This is a genomic window from Bacillus sp. NPDC057893 (genome assembly GCF_042796455.1).
Classification (GTDB): domain Bacteria; phylum Bacillota; class Bacilli; order Bacillales; family Bacillaceae_G; genus Bacillus_A.
Map to the genome: position 1 here is coordinate 531,872 of NZ_JBHVNG010000001.1, position 24,354 is coordinate 556,225.

Annotated in this window: 26 protein-coding genes; 24 read left to right on the forward strand and 2 right to left on the reverse strand. The window is 37.4% G+C overall.

What is annotated here, in order from left to right:
• Positions 1-22: 22 nt before the first annotated feature.
• A complete protein-coding gene (locus tag ACFVQC_RS02935) occupies positions 23-157 on the reverse strand; it encodes a YqzM family protein (protein WP_000997609.1) in 135 nt (44 codons plus the stop codon).
• 348 nt (positions 158-505) lie between these two features.
• Between ACFVQC_RS02935 and holA the strand changes: the two genes are divergently transcribed.
• A complete protein-coding gene (holA, locus tag ACFVQC_RS02940) occupies positions 506-1,516 on the forward strand; it encodes a DNA polymerase III subunit delta (protein ID WP_002034073.1) in 1,011 nt (336 codons plus the stop codon).
• Positions 1,517-1,600: 84 nt separating this feature from the next.
• Here holA and rpsT read toward each other — a convergent pair whose 3' ends face one another.
• Positions 1,601-1,858, reverse strand: coding sequence for a 30S ribosomal protein S20 (gene rpsT, locus ACFVQC_RS02945; RefSeq protein WP_002088694.1), 258 nt, complete (start codon positions 1,856-1,858; stop codon positions 1,601-1,603).
• Positions 1,859-2,038: 180 nt separating this feature from the next.
• On the opposite strand from rpsT, the gene gpr reads away from it, so the two are divergent.
• The 23 genes from gpr (at position 2,039) to ACFVQC_RS03060 (ending at position 24,331) form a co-directional block, all read left to right on the forward strand.
• The gene (gpr, locus tag ACFVQC_RS02950; protein ID WP_377897399.1) at positions 2,039-3,142 is read left to right on the forward strand and encodes a GPR endopeptidase; all 1,104 of its coding nucleotides are present in this window, start codon (positions 2,039-2,041) and stop codon (positions 3,140-3,142) included.
• Positions 3,142-3,504: a DUF3679 domain-containing protein gene (locus ACFVQC_RS02955; RefSeq protein ID WP_061689604.1), complete on the forward strand. Its 363-nt coding sequence runs from the start codon at positions 3,142-3,144 to the stop codon at positions 3,502-3,504. Before gpr ends, ACFVQC_RS02955 begins: the two co-directional genes overlap by 1 nt.
• A 208-nt stretch (positions 3,505-3,712) precedes the next feature.
• Positions 3,713-5,536 carry an elongation factor 4 gene (gene lepA, locus ACFVQC_RS02960; protein ID WP_002067153.1) on the forward strand — a complete coding sequence of 608 codons (1,824 nt, stop codon included), beginning with the start codon at positions 3,713-3,715 and terminating at the stop codon, positions 5,534-5,536.
• A gap of 189 nt (positions 5,537-5,725) precedes the next feature.
• Positions 5,726-6,100: a winged helix-turn-helix transcriptional regulator gene (locus tag ACFVQC_RS02965; RefSeq protein ID WP_002015203.1), complete on the forward strand. Its 375-nt coding sequence runs from the start codon at positions 5,726-5,728 to the stop codon at positions 6,098-6,100.
• Between the two features lie 51 nt (positions 6,101-6,151).
• Positions 6,152-7,291 carry a radical SAM family heme chaperone HemW gene (hemW, locus tag ACFVQC_RS02970; protein ID WP_377897401.1) on the forward strand — a complete coding sequence of 380 codons (1,140 nt, stop codon included), beginning with the start codon at positions 6,152-6,154 and terminating at the stop codon, positions 7,289-7,291.
• A gap of 133 nt (positions 7,292-7,424) precedes the next feature.
• Positions 7,425-8,441, forward strand: coding sequence for a heat-inducible transcriptional repressor HrcA (gene hrcA, locus ACFVQC_RS02975; protein ID WP_002067157.1), 1,017 nt, complete (start codon positions 7,425-7,427; stop codon positions 8,439-8,441).
• Positions 8,442-8,555: 114 nt separating this feature from the next.
• On the forward strand, positions 8,556-9,122 hold the full coding sequence (grpE, locus tag ACFVQC_RS02980; protein WP_002138384.1) for a nucleotide exchange factor GrpE: 567 nt from the start codon (positions 8,556-8,558) through the stop codon (positions 9,120-9,122).
• A 26-nt stretch (positions 9,123-9,148) separates the two neighbouring features.
• Positions 9,149-10,984, forward strand: a complete 1,836-nt coding sequence (gene dnaK / locus ACFVQC_RS02985; protein ID WP_377897402.1) for a chaperone protein DnaK — start codon at positions 9,149-9,151, stop codon at positions 10,982-10,984.
• Between the two features lie 202 nt (positions 10,985-11,186).
• On the forward strand, positions 11,187-12,293 hold the full coding sequence (gene dnaJ / locus ACFVQC_RS02990; protein WP_377897403.1) for a chaperone protein DnaJ: 1,107 nt from the start codon (positions 11,187-11,189) through the stop codon (positions 12,291-12,293).
• Between the two features lie 28 nt (positions 12,294-12,321).
• Positions 12,322-13,260 carry a 50S ribosomal protein L11 methyltransferase gene (gene prmA / locus ACFVQC_RS02995; protein WP_002067162.1) on the forward strand — a complete coding sequence of 313 codons (939 nt, stop codon included), beginning with the start codon at positions 12,322-12,324 and terminating at the stop codon, positions 13,258-13,260.
• A 145-nt stretch (positions 13,261-13,405) separates the two neighbouring features.
• Positions 13,406-14,155, forward strand: coding sequence for a 16S rRNA (uracil(1498)-N(3))-methyltransferase (locus ACFVQC_RS03000; RefSeq protein WP_002015195.1), 750 nt, complete (start codon positions 13,406-13,408; stop codon positions 14,153-14,155).
• Positions 14,156-14,161: 6 nt separating this feature from the next.
• Positions 14,162-15,514, forward strand: coding sequence for a tRNA (N(6)-L-threonylcarbamoyladenosine(37)-C(2))-methylthiotransferase MtaB (gene mtaB, locus ACFVQC_RS03005; protein ID WP_002067163.1), 1,353 nt, complete (start codon positions 14,162-14,164; stop codon positions 15,512-15,514).
• 502 nt (positions 15,515-16,016) lie between these two features.
• Complete coding sequence (gene rpsU, locus ACFVQC_RS03010; protein ID WP_002088683.1) at positions 16,017-16,190, forward strand: 30S ribosomal protein S21; 174 nt, start codon at positions 16,017-16,019, stop codon at positions 16,188-16,190.
• A 15-nt stretch (positions 16,191-16,205) separates the two neighbouring features.
• Positions 16,206-16,649, forward strand: a complete 444-nt coding sequence (locus tag ACFVQC_RS03015) for a GatB/YqeY domain-containing protein (protein WP_377889325.1) — start codon at positions 16,206-16,208, stop codon at positions 16,647-16,649.
• A gap of 107 nt (positions 16,650-16,756) precedes the next feature.
• Positions 16,757-17,050: a sporulation protein YqfC gene (gene yqfC / locus ACFVQC_RS03020; protein ID WP_002088680.1), complete on the forward strand. Its 294-nt coding sequence runs from the start codon at positions 16,757-16,759 to the stop codon at positions 17,048-17,050.
• A gap of 243 nt (positions 17,051-17,293) precedes the next feature.
• Positions 17,294-18,493, forward strand: a complete 1,200-nt coding sequence (gene yqfD, locus ACFVQC_RS03025) for a sporulation protein YqfD (RefSeq protein WP_002111891.1) — start codon at positions 17,294-17,296, stop codon at positions 18,491-18,493.
• 3 nt (positions 18,494-18,496) lie between these two features.
• Positions 18,497-19,456 carry a PhoH family protein gene (locus tag ACFVQC_RS03030; protein WP_002015189.1) on the forward strand — a complete coding sequence of 320 codons (960 nt, stop codon included), beginning with the start codon at positions 18,497-18,499 and terminating at the stop codon, positions 19,454-19,456.
• A 197-nt stretch (positions 19,457-19,653) separates the two neighbouring features.
• Positions 19,654-21,798, forward strand: a complete 2,145-nt coding sequence (locus tag ACFVQC_RS03035; RefSeq protein WP_002145706.1) for an HD family phosphohydrolase — start codon at positions 19,654-19,656, stop codon at positions 21,796-21,798.
• Positions 21,795-22,265, forward strand: a complete 471-nt coding sequence (ybeY, locus tag ACFVQC_RS03040) for an rRNA maturation RNase YbeY (RefSeq protein ID WP_002088675.1) — start codon at positions 21,795-21,797, stop codon at positions 22,263-22,265. The genes ACFVQC_RS03035 and ybeY overlap by 4 nt, the downstream gene beginning before the upstream one ends.
• Complete coding sequence (locus tag ACFVQC_RS03045) at positions 22,262-22,615, forward strand: diacylglycerol kinase family protein (protein WP_377889318.1); 354 nt, start codon at positions 22,262-22,264, stop codon at positions 22,613-22,615. The genes ybeY and ACFVQC_RS03045 overlap by 4 nt, the downstream gene beginning before the upstream one ends.
• A gap of 99 nt (positions 22,616-22,714) precedes the next feature.
• Positions 22,715-23,113 carry a cytidine deaminase gene (locus ACFVQC_RS03050; protein ID WP_002111886.1) on the forward strand — a complete coding sequence of 133 codons (399 nt, stop codon included), beginning with the start codon at positions 22,715-22,717 and terminating at the stop codon, positions 23,111-23,113.
• Positions 23,106-24,011, forward strand: a complete 906-nt coding sequence (era, locus tag ACFVQC_RS03055) for a GTPase Era (RefSeq protein ID WP_002160449.1) — start codon at positions 23,106-23,108, stop codon at positions 24,009-24,011. Before ACFVQC_RS03050 ends, era begins: the two co-directional genes overlap by 8 nt.
• 176 nt (positions 24,012-24,187) lie before the next feature.
• A complete protein-coding gene (locus ACFVQC_RS03060; RefSeq protein ID WP_000883924.1) occupies positions 24,188-24,331 on the forward strand; it encodes a YqzL family protein in 144 nt (47 codons plus the stop codon).
• The last annotated feature ends 23 nt before the right edge of the window (positions 24,332-24,354 follow it).

Sequence of the window (24,354 nt, forward strand, 5' to 3'; positions counted from 1 at the left end):
GACTGCCGTTAAGCAGCAGCCTTTAAGAACCGATGAATTTAATAACAGTTGCAATAATGAAAAGTGTTGCGAAAAAACCAAATGAGACGATAAATCCTACCCCTGAATCAATAGCGTCATTGCGTTTACTTTGAACGTTTTGTTCAAAATCATTCATTTAGAATCCCTCCCCAACATTCCATTTTAGTATAAAATATTGTCAGAAAAAAATCTACAATTTCCATATGAAGCGAAATAGAGTATTTGTACACTTTTTCTAGTTAGTTAAGTAGCATGAATTTTTCATTTCCAATCATGTTAACAGTTGGCACTTATACTAAGATTATTATTGTAAATAATAAAGGGAAGGTGATTACCGCACACCAATAAGAAATCCGGGGCTTATTGCGTGGCGTTTTATATAAATAAAGGGGCGGATTATAAAGCCCGTCCCTTTGTACTTGTAAAACAAAAGCTAGGGCATTAGTATAAATATATATTGCCAAGTTAGGGAGTAGGAAAAAATATGAGTGATATACATAAGAAGATTAAAAAGAAACAGTTCGCTCCGTTGTATGTACTGTATGGAACGGAAGCCTATTTTATAAATGAAACGATAAAGCTTATTACAACGGAAGCGCTTGAAGAGGAAGATCGAGAGTTTAATGTTGTGACATACGATTTGGAAGAAGCGTATTTAGAAGATGTAGTTGAGGATGCGCATACGCTTCCTTTTTTTGGGGAGCGTAAAGTTATATTAATAAAATCACCATTATTTTTAACGGCACAAAAAGAAAAATTAGAACAAAATATAAAAATTTTAGAAGAATATATTGGGGAGCCATCTCCTTTTTCTATTCTTGTTTTTGTTGCGCCTTATGAAAAATTAGACGAACGAAAAAAAATTACAAAACTATTAAAGAAAACAGCGGATGTAATAGAAGCAAATGCGATGCAAGTGCAGGATGTTCAGAAGTGGATTGTTTCTCGTGCGGATGAGGTGCATGTGCATATTGATAATGCAGCTGTTAGTTTGTTGTTAGAGCTTGTGGGAAGTAATGTAACAATGTTGGCGAAGGAAATGGACAAGTTAACGTTATATGTCGGTATGGGCGGAGAAATTACGCCAAAACTTGTCACGGAACTTGTGCCGAAATCTGTTGAGCAAAATGTTTTTGCTTTAACAGAAAAAGTGGTAAAAAAAGATATCGCTGGTGCGATGCAAATTTTAGACGGATTATTTACACAGCAGGAAGAACCAATTAAACTGCTCGCGTTATTAGTAAGTCAGTTCCGCTTGCTCCATCAAGTGAAAGAGTTGCAACAGCGTGGTTACGGACAAAATCAAATTGCTTCCCATATTGGTGTGCACCCGTACCGGGTAAAGTTGGCGATGAATCAAACGAAGTTTTTCTCTTTTGAAGAATTAAAAAAAGTTATTATAGAATTAGCGGAAGCTGATTATAGTATGAAGACTGGAAAGATGGATAAGAAACTTGTGCTTGAGTTTTTCTTAATGCGGTTAAATCATATGTAGTAACACAAAAAAGTTCACGTACTTAGTACGTGAACTTTTTTGTGTATATAAAAAACGATCCGAATGGATCGTTTTTTAAACGCCTTACGCGTTTACTTGTTTCGCTAAGCGAGATTTTTGACGAGCTGCAGCGTTTTGGTGGATAAGACCTTTACGAGCTGCTTTGTCAAGTTTTTTAGAAGCAGTTTTGAAAGCTTCTTTAGCATTTTCAAGATCGTTATTAGTAACTAAAGTTTCTACAGTTTTAACAGCAGTACGCATGTCAGACTTGATAGAAGCGTTATGTGAACGACGCTCTTCGCTAAGTTTAGCGCGTTTGATAGCAGATTTGATGTTTGCCATACTTTTCACCTCCCTGGTGCAATCGAATGACTCGATTCTTACATAGAACAAGTGATATTTTATCAAACGGTGAAGAGAATTGCAATAGTATATCAATGAAATTTCACGTAAAGGAAAGAATGACCTAATATAACTTGGGGAAATCTAACGATATTTACTATGAATTACGGAGGAGATACGATGAAAGAACTATTAGATTTAAGTAAATATAGTGTTAGAACTGACCTTGCTGTAGAGGCGCACCAAATGCTGCAAGAGCGCCAAGAAGAACAAAAAGGGATACAGGGAGTTATTGTAAAAGAGAGGGAAGAAGAGGGAGTTACAATTACAAAAGTAACTATTGATGAAATTGCATCTGAGTCGATGGGGAAAAAACCTGGAAGTTATTTAACTCTTGAGGTGCAAGGTATACGACAACAAGATACGGAACTTCAGCAAAAGGTAGAGCGTATTTTTGCAAAAGAATTTTCTTATTTCTTAGAAGAGGTTGGAGTTTCAAAAGAAGCGAGTTGTTTAATCGTAGGTCTTGGGAATTGGAATGTAACGCCGGATGCACTCGGACCGATAGTTGTAGAGAACGTATTGGTGACGAGACATTTGTTTAAATTGCAGCCTGAAAGTGTGGAAGAAGGGTTTAGACCTGTTAGTGCCATTCGTCCAGGGGTAATGGGAATTACAGGGATTGAAACGAGCGATGTCATTTACGGAATTATTGAGAAAACAAAACCAGACTTTGTCATCGCAATTGATGCATTAGCTGCGCGTTCTATTGAACGAGTAAATAGTACGATACAAATTTCTGATACAGGAATTCATCCAGGATCTGGTGTTGGGAATAAGCGTAAGGAACTAAGTAAAGAAACATTAGGTATTCCTGTTATCGCAATTGGTGTGCCAACTGTGGTAGATGCTGTTTCGATTACGAGTGATACAATTGATTTTATTTTGAAACATTTTGGCCGAGAACTGAAAGAAGGAAACAAACCGTCACGCTCTTTATTGCCAGCAGGTTTTACATTTGGAGAAAAGAAAAAATTAACAGAAGAAGATATGCCAGATGAAAAGAGTCGAAATATGTTTTTAGGAGCTATTGGTACGTTAGAAGAAGAGGAAAAGAGAAAGTTAATTTATGAAGTGTTATCTCCTCTTGGTCATAATTTAATGGTAACTCCAAAAGAAGTAGATGCGTTTATTGAGGATATGGCAAATGTAATAGCCAGCGGTTTAAATGCAGCGCTGCATCATCAGATTGATCAGGATAATACAGGGGCATATACACATTGATGGAAAGAGGCAGAAATAGCTTGAGTCAATTTACGCTGTTATGTATATGCGGTACAGTCTTATGTTTGCTTATGATGATAGCTGGAGTGGGACTCGCTAATCATGGTCTAAAAAGTATGAAGGGATATCGTCAGCTGTCATATGAACAAATTGCTCATATGACAGGAACAGAAGGCGCTGGGGCTGAACCCGGAATTTCGGGAGAGACGTTTTCGGCTATTGAAAAACAAAAACAGTTAGAAAGCTTAAGAAGTTTTAATGTTGTAGAAGGTATCGGTATGGCGATAGCAAGTGTTGCTCGTGATATGACAAAGTTTGGAACGGATATAGTTGTTGGGGCAATAAAAGGAATTTTTAGTTAAGGGTAGCGGGAAGGATGGTTGTCTTATGTTTGTAAGAGAGCTGTCTTTTAATTTGAAAAAGGTTTGTCTCTTATGGTTTGTTCGCATAAGATATAGATAGAGTGATTTGTATTGTAAGCAGCACGAGTTTTCATTGAATCTTTGCTGCTCTATTGATATAATCAGTGCTAGTGTATATTGGCGAGACTATTAGGAGTTGAGAACATAGATGAATAAAGAAGAAAGAGCAAAAAGACAGTCCAAAATTCGTAACTTCTCCATCATTGCTCACATTGACCACGGGAAATCAACGTTGGCAGACCGTATTTTGGAGAAAACAAACGCGTTGGCACAGCGCGAAATGAAGGCGCAATTGCTTGACTCTATGGAGTTGGAGCGTGAGCGTGGTATTACAATTAAATTAAATGCAGTACAACTAACGTATAAAGCGAAAGACGGTGAAGAGTATATTCTTCACTTAATCGATACTCCAGGACACGTCGACTTTACGTACGAAGTATCTCGTAGTTTAGCGGCTTGTGAAGGTGCAATTCTTGTTGTGGATGCAGCGCAAGGAATTGAGGCGCAAACATTAGCGAACGTATATTTAGCGCTTGATAATAATTTAGAAATCTTACCAGTTATTAATAAAATCGACTTACCAAGTGCAGACCCAGAACGCGTACGTCAAGAGGTAGAAGATGTAATTGGTTTAGATGCATCGGAAGCTGTACTTGCTTCAGCGAAAGCTGGCATTGGTATTGAAGATATTTTAGAACAAATCGTTGAAAAGGTACCAGCTCCAACAGGTGATTCAGAAGAGCCGTTACAATGTATGATTTTCGATTCTTTATATGATCCGTACCGTGGTGTAATTGCATATATCCGTGTTGTAAATGGAACGGTAAAAGTTGGCGATAAAGTACGTATGATGGCAACTGGAAAAGAATTTGAAGTAACAGAAGTAGGTGTGTTTACACCAAAAACAACGCAACGTGACGAGTTAACAGTAGGTGATGTAGGTTTCTTAGCAGCATCTATTAAAAACGTAGGCGATACACGTGTTGGTGATACGATTACACATGCGAAACGTCAGGCTGTAGAGCCGTTAAAAGGGTATCGTAAATTAAATCCAATGGTATTCTGTGGTTTATATCCAATCGATTCTGCACGTTATAACGACTTACGTGATGCGTTAGAAAAACTAGAATTGAATGATTCTGCTCTTGAATTTGAGCCTGAAACATCTCAAGCTTTAGGTTTTGGCTTCCGTTGTGGTTTCTTAGGGCTGCTTCACATGGAGATTATTCAAGAACGTATTGAACGTGAATTCAAGATTGACTTAATTACAACAGCGCCAAGCGTTATTTATAAAGTGTATTTAACAAACGGTGAAGATTTTATTGTTGATAATCCATCTAATATGCCAGATCCACAGACTATCGATCGTGTAGAAGAGCCGTTTGTGAAGGCTGCAATTATGGTTCCGAATGACTATGTTGGAGCTGTAATGGAAATTTGCCAAGGGAAACGTGGAACGTTTATTGATATGCAATATTTAGATGAAACACGTGTTACATTGACATATGAAATCCCGTTATCAGAAATCGTATATGATTTCTTCGATCAATTGAAATCAAATACGAAAGGATATGCATCATTTGACTACGAGTTAATTGGTTATAAACCATCTAAACTTGTGAAAATGGATATTCTTTTAAATAATGAACAAGTGGATGCTTTATCATTTATTGTACATCGTGATTCAGCGTATGACCGTGGTAAAGTAATTGTAGAGAAATTAAAGAAATTAATTCCAAGACAACAGTTTGAAGTGCCAATTCAGGCGACTATCGGAAATAAAGTTGTATCTCGTTCTACAATTAAGGCGATGCGTAAAAACGTACTTGCAAAATGTTACGGTGGTGACATTTCTCGTAAGCGTAAACTTCTTGATAAGCAAAAAGAAGGTAAAAAACGTATGAAGTCTGTTGGTTCTGTAGAAGTGCCGCAAGAAGCATTCATGGCTGTACTGAAAATGGATGATAACTAATGGAGTGAACTATAATTAGTGGAGATTTTTCTATTCTTCGCTAATTATTAGCCCGCACCAATCGTGATAAAAGTAGAAGCCGTTCGTTCGGCTTCTTTTTTATATGCTACTTTTTAGACATCTTAGCATCTCTCATTTACAATAGTGAGAGAGCTTTTTAGTGATTGATATAGAGTTAGGAGACTATTAATGTCCGAAAATATTCGAAAAGATATTCGAGAGAAAATACAAAAAGGTAATTTTAATTGCGAAAAGGAACTGACGCTTTCTATAATTAGTGGGAAGTGGAAAGTTGTGATATTGTGGCACTTAGGTGTGGAAGGTCCGCATCGTTTTAGTGAATTGCAACGTCTGTTCCCGAGCATTTCTCATAAAGTGTTGTCAAATCAATTGAAAGAGTTAATGGAGGACGGGATTGTTGATCGAACGGTATACCCGGAAATTCCTCCGCGTGTTGAGTACTATATGACGGAATTAGGTATGTCGCTTTTACCGATCGTTGAAATGATGTATGATTGGGGAAAAATGCGAATGGAACAAATCCGTAATACAGTAGAGAAGTAAAGAATCCTCCGGAGTGCGGAGGTTTTCTTTTTAGAAAGGTAGGAGTTATATTTGGTACAAGCTGCATATATTCATATTCCATTTTGTCAGCATATTTGTCACTATTGTGATTTTAATAAAGTATTTATTGAACGCCAACCGGTTGATCAATACTTACAATATTTAGAGAAAGAAATAATAAATACGGTTCAAAAAGTACCGTTTGAAAGTATGAAAACGATTTTTGTTGGCGGAGGAACTCCGACGGCATTAAATATGGAACAGACAAAAAAACTACTCGACATCATTAACCGTCGTTTGCGTCCATTTGCGCCGAATTGTGAATTAACATTTGAAGCGAATCCAGGTGATTTACCGAAAGAGAAATTGAACCTATTGCTAGAAGGTGGAGTAAACCGAATTAGTTTTGGTGTGCAAACGTTTCGTGATGAGCTACTTGAGAAGATTGGACGCAGGCATACGAGAGAAGATGCATTCCTAGCAATTCGAGAAGCGCAGGAAGTCGGTTTTACAAATATTAATGTAGATTTAATTTATGCTCTGCCAGGACAGACGATAGAAGATGTAAAGGAAACATTAGACGTTGCCTTTACGCTTGGTGTACAACATTTCTCGGCATATTCCTTAATTGTGGAACCGAAAACCGTATTTTATAACTTAATGAATAAAGGGAAATTAAGACTTCCAGGTGAAGACCATGAAGCGAAAATGTACGAAATGGTAATGGATGAAATGGAGAAACATGGTTATAACCAGTATGAGATTAGTAACTTCTCAAAAGGTAATAATGAAAGTAGACACAATCTCACATACTGGAATAATGAAGAGTATTATGGATTTGGAGCTGGAGCGCATAGCTATGTGAACGGGGAACGAATTCAAAATGTAGGTCCGCTCAAGCAATATTTCACTAAAATTGATGAGACAGGATTTCCATATTTAGATGTTCATCCAGTGACAGAGAAAGAAAAAATGGAAGAAGAGTTGTTCTTAGGACTTCGAAAAACAAAAGGTGTTTCTAAGTTAGAATTCCAAAAGAAATTTAATGTGGAGATGGATCATGTTTTTGCAAAGCAGTTACAAAGTAATCAAGAACAAGGATTACTTGAAAACAGAGATGGACATGTTTGTTTAACGAGGAAAGGGAAACTATTAGGGAATGAAGTATTCCAGTCATTTTTGATTGATTAATTAAATGTGCCATAAGCGTGAAAAAGTTTCGTTATTTCGTGACGTTTCCGTTGACAATTGAATGTCAATTTTGGTAAGTTATTAATAGATTTAGCACTCGAAGACAAAGAGTGCTAACAGAGGTGATGATGAGATGCTTACGGAACGTCAGCTCTTAATTTTACAAACAATTGTTGATGACTTTATTGGATCAGCGCAACCAGTTGGTTCGAGGACGTTGGCTAAGAAAGATGAAATTACGTTTAGTTCAGCTACTATTCGAAATGAAATGGCTGATTTAGAAGAACTAGGATTTATTGAAAAAACGCATAGTTCTTCTGGGCGTGTTCCTTCTGAAAAAGGGTATCGTTTTTATGTAGACCATCTTTTAGCGCCGCAAAACTTACCGACCGATGAAATTGTACAAATTAAAGATTTATTTGCTGAAAGAATTTTTGAAGCAGAAAAAATTGCACAACAATCAGCTCAAATTTTATCAGAGCTTACGAATTATACGGCCATTGTTCTTGGTCCGAAATTGAGCACAAATAAACTTAAAAATGTACAAATTGTACCGCTTGATCGTCAAACAGCAGTCGCTATTATTGTAACAGATACAGGGCATGTGCAAAGTAAAACGATTACCGTTCCGGAATCTGTTGATTTATCAGATTTAGAAAAAATGGTTAATATTTTAAATGAAAAGCTATCTGGTATACCTATGGCAGAACTTCATAATAAAATCTTTAAAGAGATTGTTACAGTCTTGCGTGGGTATGTTCATAATTACGATAGTGCAATAAAAATGTTAGATGGTACATTTCAAGTTCCTTTATCGGAAAAGATATACTTTGGAGGGAAAGCAAATATGCTTTCGCAACCAGAGTTCCATGACATTCAAAAAGTAAGATCCTTGCTGACGATGATTGATAACGAAGCTGAGTTTTATGATATTTTGCGTCATAAACAAGTTGGTATTCAAGTGAAAATTGGTAGGGAAAATTCTTCAATAGCTATGGAAGATTGTAGTTTAATTTCTGCAACATATTCGATTGGAGAAGAGCAACTAGGAACAATTGCGATTTTAGGTCCGACGAGAATGCAATACTCTCGTGTAATTAGTTTGTTGCAGTTATTTACAAGACAATTTACAGACGGACTTAAAAAGTAAATGAGAGTAATACATTCGCTCAAGTGATGGAAATTTCATTGCTGTGTGTAATATATAATGCTTAGGTAATCGTGCAAAGCGTGATACCTAATACCTTTTAAGGAGGTGAAAATTGTGGAAGAGCGTAACGAACAAGTGGTAGAAGAAGTGAAAGAAGCGCAAGTTGAAGAAGCTGTCACGCCAGAAAACAGTGAAGAAGCTGTAGAAGAAAAAAGTGAGGCTGCTCTTTTACAAGAAAAAGTAGATGAGTTACAAGCGAAACTAACGGAAACGGAAGGTCGCACATTACGTCTACAAGCTGATTTTGAAAATCATAAGCGCCGTGTCCAAATGGATAAACAGGCTGCTGAAAAATATAGAGCACAAAGTTTAGTTTCAGATATTTTGCCAGCTCTTGATAATTTTGAAAGAGCGATGCAAGTGGAAACAACTGATGAGCAAACGAAATCCTTGTTACAAGGTATGGAAATGGTGCATCGTCAATTGCTAGAAGCGCTGACTAAAGAAGGTGTTGAAGCGATTGAATCTGTTGGTAAACAGTTTGATCCTAATGAGCACCAAGCTATTATGCAAGTCGAAGACAGTGAATTTGAATCAAACGCGGTTGTGGAGGAATTCCAAAAAGGTTATAAACTAAAAGACCGTGTGATTCGCCCATCAATGGTAAAAGTAAATCAATAATTTACATAAAAGTAGGAGGAATCGCCATGAGTAAAATTATCGGTATTGACTTAGGTACAACAAACTCTTGTGTAGCTGTTATGGAAGGTGGAGAACCAAAGGTTATCCCAAATCCAGAAGGAAACCGTACAACACCTTCTGTTGTAGCTTTCAAAAATGAAGAGCGTCAAGTTGGGGAAGTTGCGAAGCGTCAAGCAATTACAAACCCAAATACAATCATGTCTGTTAAACGTCACATGGGTACAGACTACAAAGTAGAAGTTGAAGGTAAAGATTTTACACCTCAAGAAATTTCTGCAATCATTTTACAAAACTTAAAAGCTTCTGCTGAAGCATACTTAGGTGAAACAGTAACGAAAGCTGTTATTACAGTACCTGCATACTTCAACGATGCAGAGCGTCAAGCAACGAAAGATGCTGGTCGTATCGCTGGTTTAGAAGTTGAGCGTATCATTAACGAACCAACAGCCGCAGCACTTGCTTACGGTTTAGAAAAACAAGATGAAGAGCAAAAAATCTTAGTATATGACTTAGGTGGCGGTACATTTGATGTATCTATCCTTGAGTTAGCAGACGGCACATTCGAAGTTATTTCAACTGCTGGTGACAACCGTCTTGGTGGAGATGACTTTGACCAAGTTATCATCGATCATTTAGTAGCTGAATTCAAAAAAGAAAATAGCATTGATTTAAGCCAAGATAAAATGGCACTTCAACGTCTGAAAGATGCAGCTGAAAAAGCGAAGAAAGATCTTTCTGGTGTAACACAAACACAAATTTCATTACCATTCATTAGTGCTGGAGCTGCTGGCCCATTACACTTAGAATTAACGTTAACAAGAGCTAAATTCGAAGAAATTTCAGCTGGTCTTGTTGAAAGAACATTAGAGCCAACTCGTCGTGCATTAAAAGACGCTGGTTTTGCTCCAAGCGAATTAGATAAAGTTATCCTTGTTGGTGGATCTACTCGTATCCCAGCTGTACAAGAAGCAATTAAACGTGAAACTGGTAAAGAGCCATACAAAGGTGTAAACCCAGATGAAGTTGTAGCATTAGGTGCTGCAGTTCAAGGTGGCGTACTTACTGGTGATGTAGAGGGCGTTCTATTATTAGACGTAACTCCACTTTCTTTAGGTATTGAAACTATGGGCGGTGTGTTCACGAAACTAATCGAGCGTAACACTACAATTCCGACAAGTAAGTCACAAGTATTCTCAACAGCTGCTGATAACCAACCAGCGGTAGACATTCACGTACTACAAGGTGAGCGTCCAATGTCAGCTGACAACAAAACGTTAGGTCGTTTCCAATTAACAGACCTTCCGCCAGCACCACGTGGAATTCCACAAATCGAAGTAACATTCGATATTGATGCGAACGGTATCGTTAACGTACGTGCAAAAGACTTAGGAACAAGCAAAGAGCAAACTATTACAATCCAATCTTCTTCAGGTCTTTCTGATGAAGAAGTAGATCGTATGGTACAAGAAGCTGAATCAAATGCTGATGCTGACCAAAAACGTAAGGAAGAAGTTGAACTTCGTAACGAAGCTGACCAACTTGTATTCCAAACAGACAAAGTTGTAAAAGATTTAGAAGGTAAAGTAGATGCAGCTGAAGTAGCGAAAGCAACGGAAGCGAAAGAAGCATTACAAGCGGCAATCGAGAAAAACGAACTTGAAGAAATCCGTGTGAAAAAAGATGCTCTTCAAGAAATCGTACAACAATTAACTGTTAAATTATACGAGCAAGCTCAAGCGGCTGCAGGGCAAGCAGAAGGTGCACAAGGAGCACAAGACGCTGGCGCGAAAAAAGATAATATAGTAGACGCTGAGTTTGAAGAAGTAAAAGAAGACAAGTAATACAGTGAAATAAAATAAGTAAGATGACAAAAAGTCAAAGTCAAGCGTGCCTTGGCTTTGGCTTTTTTCACGAATAAGAAGAAATGTGTGAGGATCTTAAGTTTTTTATTTTGCATACTGTAAGTGAGGAAACTTTGTTGCAAAGCACTTTCTTTCGGTGTTAAAATTACGTTTATGTGAAAGATTCGGGGGTTGCAAATTTATGAATAAACGAGACTATTATGAGGTCCTTGGACTTAGCCAGGGCGCTTCAAAAGATGAAATTAAAAAAGCGTATCGTCGTTTGGCTAAAAAGTACCATCCAGACGTAAGTAAAGAAGAAAATGCAATTGAAAAGTTTAAAGAAGTACAAGAAGCATACGAAGTATTAAGTGACGATCAAAAACGCGCGCAGTATGATCAATTTGGTCACGCGGGTCCGAATCAAGGTTTCGGTGGCGGAGGAGACTTCGGCGGTGGCTTCGGTTTCGAAGATATCTTTAGTTCATTCTTTGGCGGTGGCGGCGGAAGACGTCGTGATCCAAATGCTCCACGTCAAGGTGCTGATTTACAATATCAAGTTACTTTAGAGTTTGAAGAAGCTATTTTTGGTAAAGAATTAAACGTTGAGATTCCAGTGGAGGATCCATGTGATACTTGTAAGGGTAGTGGAGCAAAACCAGGGACTTCAAAAGAAACATGTAAACATTGTTCAGGATCAGGGCAAGTAAGTGTAGAACAAAATACACCATTTGGGCGTATTGTAAACCGTCAAGCTTGTGGAAATTGTTCAGGAACAGGTCAAATGATTAAAGAGAAATGTACGACATGCCATGGTTCTGGTAAAGTTCGTAAACGTAAAAAAATCAATGTTAAAATTCCAGCGGGTATCGATAATGGTCAACAAATTCGTGTATCTGGAAAAGGTGAAGCAGGCATAAATGGCGGACCGGCAGGTGACTTATATGTTGTTGTTCATGTGAGAAATCATGAATTCTTTGAACGCGAAGGGGATCACATTATTTGCGAAATGCCAATAACATTTGCGCAAATGGCACTTGGTGCGGAAGTAGAAGTTCCTACCGTTCATGGCAAAGTGAAGCTGAAAATTCCAGCAGGAACACAAACAGGAACAGAATTCCGCTTAAAAGGAAAAGGTGCTCCGAACGTACGTGGATATGGTCAAGGAGATCAATATGTAGTCGTTCGTGTTGTTGTGCCGACGAAATTAACTTCACATCAAAAAGATTTATTGCGTGAATTTGCAGGGCAAGAAGAGCAGGATGATAGCTTATTCAGAAAGCTTAAACGTGCTTTCAAAGGGGAATAATGGAAATAAAAAATGGAGTTGGTAAATTGTGAAATGGTCAGAAATTAGTATTCATACAACAGAAGAAGCAGTAGAAGCTGTCTCTCATATTTTGCATGAAGCAGGCGCTAGCGGGGTTGCGATTGAGGACCCAGCGGAGTTGACGAAAGAGCGCAAGCAACAATACGGTGAGATTTATGCACTTAACCCAGATGAATATCCAAGTGAGGGTGTTTTGGTAAAAGCATATTTCCCACAAACGGATTCTTTACACGAAACGGTTGCAGGTGTAAAATCATCTATTGATGCACTACCATCTTTCGACATCGAAATTGGTAAAGGAACTATTACAATTAATGAAGTCGATGAGGAAGATTGGGCTACTGCTTGGAAGAAGTATTATCATCCAGTTCAAATTTCTGATACATTCACAATTGTGCCGACGTGGGAAGAGTATACACCGTCTTCTCCAGATGAAAAAATTATTGAATTAGATCCAGGTATGGCGTTTGGTACAGGGACACATCCAACAACGACGATGTGTATTCGTGCGTTAGAAAAAACGGTTCAGCCAGGTGATACTGTGATTGATGTGGGGACAGGTTCGGGGGTACTTAGTATTGCTGCGGCAAAATTAGGTGCGGCTTCTGTTCAAGCGTATGATTTAGACCCAGTTGCAGTTGAAAGTGCAGAAATGAATGTGCGCTTAAATAAAACAGATGACATTGTCAATGTTGGACAGAATAGTCTATTAGAAGGTATTGAAGGTCCAGTTGATTTAATCGTAGCAAATTTACTAGCGGAAATTATTCTACTATTCCCTGAAGATGCAGCGAGAGTTGTGAAGCCAGGTGGATTATTTATTACATCTGGTATTATTGGGGCGAAAGAAAAAGTAATTTCTGAAGCGTTAGAAACAGCTGGATTTTCAATTGAAGAAGTACTTCGAATGGAAGATTGGGTAGCAATTATTGCACGAAATGCGTAATATAGATTTTAGTCTATAAAGAACAGGGGAGTCTCTCACCGTATAAGGTGAGGGACTTGCCGTTTGTTATATGAAAATGATAACGTTTCGTTCTTTTCGTAAGTGTTGACTTACGAAAGGAACGAAACTCTACTAAGGTGATTATATGCAACGTTATTTTGTAGAAGAGAAATATGTAAATGAGACAAGTATTCGCATAATGGGTGATGATGTCCATCACATCGCAAGAGTGATGCGTATGTCAGCTGGTGACCACATTTATTGCTGTGTAAATGGTAAAACAGCAGAGTGTTCAATTGCTGAAATTACCAGTGAATTTGTGGATACCACTATTGTAGAATGGGTAGAGGCGTCAAGCGAACTTCCTGTGTTCGTGACGATTGCAAGTGGACTGCCGAAAGGAGACAAGCTAGAGTTAATTTTTCAAAAAGGAACTGAGCTTGGGGCAGCTGCATTTTTACCATTTCAAGCATCTCGATCTATTGTAAAGTGGGATGCGAAAAAAGCAGATAAAAAAGTTGAGCGTTTGAAAAAAATTGTAAAAGAAGCTGCGGAACAATCGCATAGAAGTGAAATTCCAGAAGTACACGTTCCCTCATCATTTAAACAACTGCTGTCGATGAGTAGCGAGTATGATGTTTGTCTTGTTGCGTATGAAGAAGAAGCGAAACAAGGTGAGAAATCTAATTTTGCGAAAGCTTTAGCGACGATTAAACCAGGCCAAAAGCTGCTGATTGTATTTGGACCAGAAGGCGGTTTAGCGGAGGAAGAGATAACCGCACTTCGTGAACATAAATTTGTACCATGTAGTTTAGGACCAAGAATTTTAAGAACAGAAACGGCTCCGCTTTATGCGTTAAGTGCCGCTTCTTATCATTTTGAATTGATGGGGTGATAATCAATGGCAACTGTTGCGTTCCACACGTTAGGTTGTAAAGTAAACCACTATGAAACAGAAGCGATTTGGCAATTGTTTAAACAAGGTGGTTATGAAAGAACTGAATATGAAAAAAAATCTGATGTATACGTTATTAACACATGTACAGTAACGAATACTGGAGATAAAAAAAGCCGTCAAGTAATTAGACGTGCTGTACGTCAAAATCCAGATGCGGTAATTTGTGTAACTGGATGTTATGCACAAACATCTCCAGCGGAAATTATGGCGATTCCAGGTGTAGATATTGTTGTTGGTACGCAAGATCGTGAGAAGATGTTAGGATACATCGAAGAATTCCGTAAAGAGCGTCAACCAATTAATGCTGTCCGCAATATTATGAAAACACGTGTATATGAAGAGCTCGATGTACCATATTTCACGGACCGTACACGTGCATCTTTAAAAATACAAGAAGGTTGTAATAACTTCTGTACATTTTGCATCATTCCTTGGGCGCGTGGTTTAATGCGTTCTCGTGATGGAAAAGAAGTTATTAAACAAGCGCAGCAATTAGTAGATGCGGGCTATAAAGAAATCGTATTAACAGGTATTCATACAGGTGGATACGGTGAAGATATAAAAGAGTATAACTTAGCTGGATTACTGCGCGATATGGAAGCGGAAGTAGGCGGATTGAAACGCCTTCGTATTTCTTCTATTGAGGCGAGTCAAATTTCTGATGAAGTAATTGAAGTGTTAGATAAATCAGAAGTAGTTGTACGTCACTTGCATATTCCATTACAGTCAGGATCTAATACTGTATTGAAACGTATGCGCCGTAAGTATACGATGGAATTTTTCCAAGAGCGTTTAGATCGTTTGAAAGAAGCGTTACCAGGTCTTGCGATTACATCAGACGTAATTGTTGGATTCCCAGGCGAAACAGAAGAGGAATTCATGGAAACGTACAATTTCATTAAAGAGAATCGTTTCTCTGAATTACACGTTTTCCCTTATTCGAAACGTACAGGTACTCCAGCAGCACGTATGGAAGATCAAGTTCCTGAAGACGTGAAGAACGATCGTGTTCACCGTCTAATTGAGCTATCAAATCAATTAGCGAAAGAGTATGCTTCTAAATTTGAAGGTGAAGTACTTGAAATCATTCCGGAAGAGACATTTAAAGATGGTGACCGTGAAGGTTTATATGTAGGTTATACAGATAACTACTTAAAAATTGTGTTTGAAGGATCTGAAGAATTGATTGGTAAGCTAGTAAAAGTGAAAATTACAAAAGCTGGTTATCCATATAACGAAGCGCAGTTTGTTCGTGTTCTTGAAGATGATGTAAAAAAAGAATCAGCAAGCGCATAATAAAGTGAAACTTTAATCAGTGGGGGGTTTTGTTCATCCCCCACTGATTATTAGCCCTCACCAATTGGGCGTTTACGGGCAGCCCGACTCCCACCTAACCTCTTTGCTCCAGCCGAATTTTGAGGTGGGAGTTTTACTGCCCACAAATAGCGGGATAAAAAGCATGCAAACGACAAGGGTTTGCATGCTTTTTCATTCATGGAGAAGTTAAGTATTGGAAGAAGATGCAGTGGGTTGTTTGTTAAATGATTGATTTTTGAGCGTATCTTTGTATAAAAAAGATCCAGTGATAAAAAAATATTTATTTCTAGAGGAAGAGATAACGGCTATCAACATAGTTTTTGAAAAAGGAAGAGCATCAATTCTTCTTTTATTCTGTCACAAATAGTTGACCTGAAGTGATAAAATGTATTATAATCGTAAAAGACATGCTGAAGAAGTGTTTCTTTTTGCATGCTGAACTTAGTATGTAAGTGTGATGTTTCGGAGGGAGGGAAAGAGAATGTCAAAAACAGTCGTTCGTAAAAACGAGTCTTTGGAGGATGCACTTCGCCGTTTTAAAAAGTCGGTTTCTAAAACTGGTACACTTGCTGAAGCAAGAAAGCGCGAGTTTTATGAAAAGCCAAGTGTAAAACGTAAGAAGAAGTCTGAAGCGGCAAGAAAGCGTAAGTTCTAAGAGAGGGTGTAAGTTATGAGTCTTCTCGGTCGTTTAAACGATGATATGAAACAAGCGATGAAGAATAAACAAAAAGAAAAATTAACCGTTATTCGTATGGTTAAGGCTGCTTTACAAAATGAAGGTATTAAACTGCAACATACTCTTACTGAAGAAGAGGAATTAACAGTTTTAGCTCGTGAAGTAAAACAGTATAAGGACTCCCTCCTTGAATTTAAAAAAGCTGGTCGTGAAGACCTTGTTGATAAACTGCAAAGTGAAATTCAGATTTTAAACGCATATTTGCCGGAGCAATTAACAGAAGAAGAACTAGCGGGTATAATTAAGCAAGTTATTTCTGAAGTTGGTGCTACATCTAAAGCAGATATGGGTAAAGTGATGACTGCTGTTATGCCGAAAGTAAAAGGTAAAACAGACGGATCACTTGTGAATAAGCTGGTTATACAGCTATTAGCATAAAAAAGCGTCTCATTTCGTATGAGACGTTTTTTTATGCTTTTTTCAGTTTGGACGTGATATTACAAGCTCTTTTTTCATACATATGGGATGAGAGGGGGTCTTTTGAGATGAAGAAATTAGAACAAATGAAGAATTGGTTAACGAAGCAAATAGACCTGCCAGTGGATGTGTTAATGGATCTACCTCGGATCACGCTTGTTGGGCAAGTACATATCTATATAGAAAATCATCGAGGATTATTAGTGTTTTCAGATAAAGAGGTAAGATTGCTATTGAAACATGGTCAATTATTAATTAAAGGTCAATCCTTTGTTATTAAAACAATCCTTCCAGAAGAACTGTTGCTTGAAGGGATTATTGAACAAGTGACGTTTTTAGAAAATGAAAAGAAAGAGGAGTGAAGAGAAACTTCCGTTTGTGAAGTTTTTCTTCGTTACCTTGTATTAACAGGTGATAACGTTCTGGCCTCAATATTCGGTTCGTACAAAGAGGATAGGTGGGAATTGAGTTCCGCGTAAAAAAACTGGCTCGTGAAGGTTAATAATTAGTGAGGGTCAAGGAATCTGCTAATTTAGTACGAGCTAGTTTGATAATCGAATTGAAAAGTAGTGTATCTACTTTTAGAAAGGTAGTGGAGATAGTCGATGAAAAATAAATGGTTTATAAAATGGCTTGGGTATGTAAAGGTGCGAATTGAAGGTAGAGGAGCGGAACGCTTTGTTAACGAGTGTGTGCGGAGGAAATTACTCGTTTGGGATGTAAAGAAGATAGCTGATGAAACGTTGGTTTTTTGTATGTTATTACGAGATGTGAAAAAGATAAAACCAATTTATAGAAAAAATGAATGTAAATTATATTTTATTGGACGTTACGGTTTTCCGTTTTGGAATAAGCGTTTAATTAAAAATAGTGGATTTTTAATTGGGTTTTTAATATTTTTTTTCGGAATGATCGCATTGTCAAATATGGTGTGGAAAATTGAAATTACAGGAGCAAAACCTGAAACGGAATATATCTTGATGAAAGAATTGGACAAAATGGGTATAAAAAAAGGGAAATTACAGTTCCAAATGCCGAGTGTAGAAGATGTTCAACGTCATTTGACAGACAATATTAATGCGATTACTTGGGCGGGATTAGAAATAAGAGGGACAACATATCATTTTAAGATTGTTGAAAAAAATGAACCGAAAAAAGAAAGTGAACAACAGCCACAAAACTTAGTGGCGAAAAAAGAAGGGATTATTACAAAAACATTTGTGGAAGTTGGGAAGCCTGTTGTCATGAAAAATGACCATGTAGAAAAGGGGCAACTTCTCGTCTCGGGGATGTATGGTAATGAGGAGAATCCGACAATTGTTTCGGCTAAAGGGATTGTATATGGAGAAACGTGGTACAAATCTGAGGTGGATGTTCCGTTAAAGACGCAATTTCAAGTGTATACTGGTAATTCGTATAATGAATATTTTCTTAAATTTGGGAGTGCTAAAATAAAAATATGGGGATTTCAACAGGATAAGTATAAACGCTCTCGTACTGAAAGTGTAAAACATGATGTGAAATTATTTGGATTTACATTACCAGTTGCATACGAGAAAGATATTGTACGAGAAGAGGAAGAAGCGAACCGAGAATATACCGAAAAACAAGCAATGAAAGTAGCGAAAGAGATGGCAGAAAAAGAACTGAAGAAAAAATTGGATGAACATGCTATGATTGTAAGTGATAACATTTTGAGTAAAGAGGTTGAGGCGGATCACCTAAAGGTCACATTACATTATACAGTGATTGAAAATATTGCAGAGCCACAACCAATATCTGAATTCGATATTCAAGGAGACTGAGTAATGGCAGAACAATTAGTAGAAATGAACCAACAATTGGAAAACCCTAACGAAGCAATCGCTCTTTTTGGGGTAAATGATGCTCATTTAAAAGTAATTGAACGAGAACTTAGTGTATCGATTGTGACTAGAGGAGAATCTGTTCGTGTATCTGGGGCAGATGAAACTGTGGTGCTCGTAGAAAAAATCTTACAACAGTTACTTGTTGTTATCCGTAAAGGTGTATCAATTTCGGAAAGAGATGTTGCGTATGCGATTCAGCTTGGGCAACAAGGGAAAATTGCTCAATTCGAAGAGTTATATGAAGAGGAAATTTTTAAAACGGCAAAAGGTAAATCCATTCGTGTAAAAACGATGGGGCAAAGACGATATATTCATGCAATGAAAAAGAATGATATTGTATTTGGGATAGGGCCTGCTGGGACAGGAAAAACATACTTAGCCGTAGTAATGGCTGTGAGAGCTTTAAAGCAAGGGTATGTAAAGAAAATTATTTTAACAAGACCTGCTGTAGAAGCTGGAGAGAGCTTAGGGTTTTTACCAGGTGATTTGAAAGAAAAAGTAGATCCGTATTTACGTCCGCTATATGATGCGTTACATGATATTCTTGGACAAGAATATACACAACGTATGATGGAACGTGGTGTAATTGAAATTGCACCTCTTGCTTATATGAGAGGGCGTACACTTGATGATTCATTTGTTATATTAGATGAGGCGCAAAATACAACTGGTGTTCAAATAAAAATGTTTTTAACACGATTAGGTTTTAGTTCGAAAATGGTTATTACGGGAGATCCCTCACAGGTAGACTTGCCAAAAGGGGTAAAGTCAGGTCTTTCTATTGCTGCTAATATTTTATCTGGTGTATCAGGTCTTTCGTTCATTACGTTGGAACAAACGGACGTTGTGAGACACCCGTTAGTGCAACGCATTATTGAGGCATATGATAAAATGGAATGATCCTATTTGTCAGGATCATTTCTTTTTGTATGATAAGGTTGGCGAATGACATATTTTTTACTATCATTAAAGACGAGGGAAATAAACTATAGGTGATGGTCTATAAAAATATGGTCCGAAAAAGCATCGTTGGCTGGAAGAAATGAAAGCTATAAATAGTTTCACTTTATTTTTGGAGAGGAGAAGGTATTGAAATCATGTCAAAATCTCAAGAAATTTCTAAGTGGTTTCGTAATTTACAACATTCGAAAAAACTAAGTTGGATTTCTTACGTTTTATTAGGAGCAGTACTGTTTTTTGCACTTATGAATAATGTGAAACCAGAGCAATTAGATGTTAAAGAGCTCGATATTGCTAAAAAAACAATTCACTCTCCTATTAAAATTGAAGATAAAGCCGCAACAGCGAAAAAGAAAAAAGAAGCCGCTCAAAAGGTTGAGGATAAATATACATATAAAAGCGAATATAAGCAAAATAAAGTGGATATTGTAAATTCCGTCTTTGATGCGGTAAGTGAAGTAGAGGCAGAGGCTAAGTCGACTGGCCCAGACGAGTATAGAAAAATTTCTGATGTGGACAAATTGGACAAGTTAAAGAAGAAATTACCAACAGATTTAGCGAAAAGCTTAACAGATTCAATATTGTTGAAATTTATTAATGCTGATTCAAGTCAATTGTCATTGTCGAAGGATGCGGCTGTAACAGCGGTTAATAAAATTATGAGTGAACACATTAAGATGGATCAAGAAGAAGTTGCAAGAGAACGATTTGTTACTGAAATGAGTAGCGTAGGTATAAGCAGTGATTTAAAAGTTGCGGTGAATGCACTAGGGAAGTATGCGATTGCAGCGAACTATTTTTATGATTCAGCTGCGACGAAAGATAGTCAAAAAATAGCGGAAGATTCAGTTGCATCAGTTTTTATCCTTCAAGGGCAAGTTCTTGTGAAAGAAGGCGATACGATTTCACGAGAAGCATATGAGCAGTTGAAGTTAGCTGGATTGTTAGAGAAGGGCAATACCTTCCAACCTTATGTTGGTCTGGCTGTACTTATTTGTGTGTTATTGTACTTTATGCATAAGCAGTTTGAAGTGTTTTTACAGCGAAAAAGAGAAGATAGGCCGTATGTTTTAGCGTATATCACAATTTTGTCTATCACGATTGTTTTAATGAAAATCATTAGTTTGTTTCAAAAGCTTGAATATGCAGGAATCGCGTATGTTGTTCCGGTTGCGATGGGAACAATACTTGTAAAATTAATGATTGGTGATCGATTTGTATTTTTAACGAGTATGATCTTTTCTGTATGCGGAAGTATTATGTTTAATGAAGGTGTAACGAGTACACTGAATTATAGTGTGGGGATTTATGTTTTATTAAGTTCATTATCAGTTAGTATTTTCTTGAGAGAAAAAAATCGTCGTACGATGATTTTACAAGCTGGTATACTCGTTTCTGTATTAAATGTAGTCGTATTAGCGGCGTTGTTATTATTGCGAAATGGGAACTTTTCGCCTCTTGAAATTGGGGTACAATTATTAATGGCTGCAGTTTCAGGGATTATCTCTTCTGTTCTAGCTATGGGGATTTTACCGTATTTAGAAAGTGGCCTTGGGATTGTATCGAGTATGAAGTTGATGGAACTTTCAAGTCCGAATCACCCGCTCTTGCGCAAAATTTTATTAGAAGCACCAGGTACATATCACCATAGTGTAATGGTAGCTAATCTTTCAGAAGCTGCATGTGAAGCAGTTGGAGCGAACGGAGTATTAGCGCGTGTAGGGGCGTATTATCATGATGTAGGGAAAACAGTACAACCACAGTTTTTTATTGAAAACCAGATGGGAATTGAAAACCCGCATGATAGATTAGACCCTGTAACGAGTAAAGATATTATAATTGCTCATGTAACCGATGGGGTGAGAATGCTAGAAGAACACCATATACCTCAAGAAATTATCGATATCGCTGGACAGCATCATGGTACAACGTTACTTAAATATTTTTACTATAAGGCGATTAAAGAAGATAAAGAGAAATATACTGAGGAAATGTTCCGCTATCCAGGGTCAAAAGCAACTTCTAAAGAGTCGGCAATCGTTGGTATTGCTGATAGTGTAGAAGCGGCGGTACGTTCAATGAATCATCCAACGCCAGATCAAATCAATAATTTAGTGCAAAGTATCATTAGAGATCGTTTGCAAGATGGTCAATTTAGTGAATGTGATTTGACATTTAAGGAACTACAAATCGTTGGAAAAACGTTATGTGAAACGTTAAATGGTATTTTCCATTCCCGTATTACATATCCGGAACCGCCGGAAGAAAAGGAGCAAGAATGAGTTTATTAATTGATTTTATTGATGAAACAGAAGAAGTGAAAGATGAATATATAAGTTTGATTCGAGGTTTAGTAGAGAAAGCAGCCCAAATGGAGAACATAGAAGAAGGCGCAGAATTATCGGTTACATTTGTAGATAATGAACGTATTCGTGAAATAAACCGTGATTACCGAGATAAGGATCAGCCTACGGATGTTATTTCTTTCGCCATGGAAGAAATGGGAGAAGGCGAAATGGAAATTGTCGGTGCGGAGATGCCGCGTATGTTAGGAGATCTTATTATTTCTATTCCAAGAGCAAAAGAACAAGCTGAAGAATATGGACATTCTTTTGATCGAGAACTTGGGTTTTTAGCATTACATGGCTTTTTGCATTTGCTTGGTTATGATCATATGACAGAAGAAGATGAAAAAGAAATGTTTGGAAGACAAAAAGAAATTTTAGAGGCATTTGGATTAGGACGATGAAAAAAGGAAAACTTTTAGATAGTTTTGGATATGCTATAGCTGGTATATACTTTTGTCTTCGTCATGAACGAAATATGAAAATTCATTATTTAGCCGCAGTCATTGTTATGTGCTGCGGCTTTTATTTCCATATTACAACAACGGAATGGATTGTATTACTTATTGTGATAGGGATTGTAATGAGTTTAGAGATGGTGAATACGGCTATTGAAAAAACAGTAGACTTAGCAACCGCCGATATTCATCCGTTTGCAAAAATTGCAAAGGATGTTGCGGCGGGGGCAGTTTTATTGTTTGCAATTATAGCTGCTGTAATTGGTGCTATTATCTTTTTACCGTATATGGTATAGTTGCATTCCGAAGTTTTTATTAAGCTTTGGGAGCGCCGTGAAGGCCTTTAATGAAAGAGTGTATCTATTCACATCTGTGAACGGAAAGGATGCGGGAATATGAATAGCAAACAATTAATTCAAGAAGCAACCGAAGCGCGTAAACGAGCGTACGTACCATATTCTAAATTTCAAGTAGGTGCAGCTTTACTAACTCAGGATGGAAAAATATATCGTGGATGTAATGTTGAAAATGCATCATATGGTTTATGCAACTGTGCAGAAAGAACAGCGTTATTTAAGGCGATTTCTGAAGGAGATAACGAGTTTGTAGCTATTGCAGTTGTAGCAGATACAAAGCGTCCGGTACCTCCTTGTGGAGCATGTCGACAAGTTATGGTAGAATTATGTAAACAGGATACGAAAGTATACCTATCAAACTTACATGGTGATGTTCAAGAGACAACAGTCGGAGAATTGTTACCAGGAGCATTTTTAGCGGAGGATTTACATGAATAGAAAAGGTTATAAATCAGGTTTTGTCTCTATTATTGGCAGACCGAATGTTGGGAAATCTACATTTTTAAATCGTATTATTGGCCAAAAAATTGCCATTATGAGCGATAAGCCACAAACAACTCGTAATAAAATTCAAGGTGTATATACAGAAAATGATTCACAAGTAGTTTTCATTGATACACCAGGAATACATAAACCTAAACATAAACTAGGCGATTTCATGGTGAAGATGGCTCAAACGACATTAAAAGAAGTTGATATTGTTCTGTTTATGGTCAATGCAACTGAAGGATATGGTCGTGGTGAGGAATTTATTATTGAGAAATTACAAGAAACGAAACAACCGGTATTTTTAGTAATTAATAAAATTGACCAAGTTCATCCAGAGCAATTATTAGCGTTAATTGATCAATACCGTAAACTATATGAGTTCGCGGAGATTGTGCCAATTTCTGCATTGGACGGTAATAACGTTGAAGCGTTAATCGGAGCAATTAAAAAGTATTTACCAGAAGGACCGCAATATTACCCGGATAATCAAGTAACGGATCATCCAGAGCGATTTATTATTTCAGAGCTTATTCGTGAAAAAGTATTACATTTAACACGTGAAGAAGTACCGCATTCTGTAGCGGTTGTTATTGATGCAATTCAAAAGCGTGAGGGCGGAGCGGTTTATATAAACGCAACGATTGTTGTTGAACGTGCATCACAAAAAGGAATTATTATAGGTAAGCAAGGGAAGATGTTAAAAGAAGTCGGTAAGCGAGCTCGCTTTGACATTGAAGCACTTCTTGGTTCTAAAGTATTTTTAGAAGTATGGGTGAAAGTGCAAAAAGATTGGCGTAATAAGATGTCACAGCTTCGTGACCTTGGTTTCCGTGAAGACGAGTATTAATATGAAGTAAAGTTGTGATCAGTGGGTGTTTTGTTCATCCACTGATTATTGGTTTTTATGAACCTTGATAAATTAGGAAAAATTTTTCTCACATGAAAATGAACAAAATGGGTCAATTTAATAACAACAAAAGAAATTGCTTTATAGGCTACGCTTATTGAGAAAGGTGGATTCTTATGCTAGATTTTACCTGGAAGTTTTTCTCCAAAACAGGAAGCATTGAAACGTATTTGCTTTTGAAAGAAATGGAAAAAGACGTAAACGATGAGATGGATCAACATGAAGAGGAGTTAGCGCATCTAGACTCTCCAATTTCTTGACCCGTTTTGTTCAAACCTTGGAT

Bases quoted from the DNA above. Each gene is read 5' to 3' on its own strand.
- ACFVQC_RS02935 (WP_000997609.1), bottom strand. From the start codon at position 157: ATGAATGATTTTGAACAAAACGTTCAAAGTAAACGCAATGACGCTATT.
- holA (WP_002034073.1), top strand. From the start codon at position 506: ATGAGTGATATACATAAGAAGATTAAAAAGAAACAGTTCGCTCCGTTG.
- rpsT (WP_002088694.1), bottom strand. From the start codon at position 1,858: ATGGCAAACATCAAATCTGCTATCAAACGCGCTAAACTTAGCGAAGAG.
- gpr (WP_377897399.1), top strand. From the start codon at position 2,039: ATGAAAGAACTATTAGATTTAAGTAAATATAGTGTTAGAACTGACCTT.
- ACFVQC_RS02955 (WP_061689604.1), top strand. From the start codon at position 3,142: ATGGAAAGAGGCAGAAATAGCTTGAGTCAATTTACGCTGTTATGTATA.
- lepA (WP_002067153.1), top strand. From the start codon at position 3,713: ATGAATAAAGAAGAAAGAGCAAAAAGACAGTCCAAAATTCGTAACTTC.
- ACFVQC_RS02965 (WP_002015203.1), top strand. From the start codon at position 5,726: ATGTCCGAAAATATTCGAAAAGATATTCGAGAGAAAATACAAAAAGGT.
- hrcA (WP_002067157.1), top strand. From the start codon at position 7,425: ATGCTTACGGAACGTCAGCTCTTAATTTTACAAACAATTGTTGATGAC.
- dnaK (WP_377897402.1), top strand. From the start codon at position 9,149: ATGAGTAAAATTATCGGTATTGACTTAGGTACAACAAACTCTTGTGTA.
- dnaJ (WP_377897403.1), top strand. From the start codon at position 11,187: ATGAATAAACGAGACTATTATGAGGTCCTTGGACTTAGCCAGGGCGCT.
- ACFVQC_RS03000 (WP_002015195.1), top strand. From the start codon at position 13,406: ATGCAACGTTATTTTGTAGAAGAGAAATATGTAAATGAGACAAGTATT.
- mtaB (WP_002067163.1), top strand. From the start codon at position 14,162: ATGGCAACTGTTGCGTTCCACACGTTAGGTTGTAAAGTAAACCACTAT.
- rpsU (WP_002088683.1), top strand. From the start codon at position 16,017: ATGTCAAAAACAGTCGTTCGTAAAAACGAGTCTTTGGAGGATGCACTT.
- ACFVQC_RS03015 (WP_377889325.1), top strand. From the start codon at position 16,206: ATGAGTCTTCTCGGTCGTTTAAACGATGATATGAAACAAGCGATGAAG.
- yqfC (WP_002088680.1), top strand. From the start codon at position 16,757: ATGAAGAAATTAGAACAAATGAAGAATTGGTTAACGAAGCAAATAGAC.
- yqfD (WP_002111891.1), top strand. From the start codon at position 17,294: ATGAAAAATAAATGGTTTATAAAATGGCTTGGGTATGTAAAGGTGCGA.
- ACFVQC_RS03030 (WP_002015189.1), top strand. From the start codon at position 18,497: ATGGCAGAACAATTAGTAGAAATGAACCAACAATTGGAAAACCCTAAC.
- ACFVQC_RS03035 (WP_002145706.1), top strand. From the start codon at position 19,654: ATGTCAAAATCTCAAGAAATTTCTAAGTGGTTTCGTAATTTACAACAT.
- ybeY (WP_002088675.1), top strand. From the start codon at position 21,795: ATGAGTTTATTAATTGATTTTATTGATGAAACAGAAGAAGTGAAAGAT.
- ACFVQC_RS03045 (WP_377889318.1), top strand. From the start codon at position 22,262: ATGAAAAAAGGAAAACTTTTAGATAGTTTTGGATATGCTATAGCTGGT.
- ACFVQC_RS03050 (WP_002111886.1), top strand. From the start codon at position 22,715: ATGAATAGCAAACAATTAATTCAAGAAGCAACCGAAGCGCGTAAACGA.
- era (WP_002160449.1), top strand. From the start codon at position 23,106: ATGAATAGAAAAGGTTATAAATCAGGTTTTGTCTCTATTATTGGCAGA.
- ACFVQC_RS03060 (WP_000883924.1), top strand. From the start codon at position 24,188: ATGCTAGATTTTACCTGGAAGTTTTTCTCCAAAACAGGAAGCATTGAA.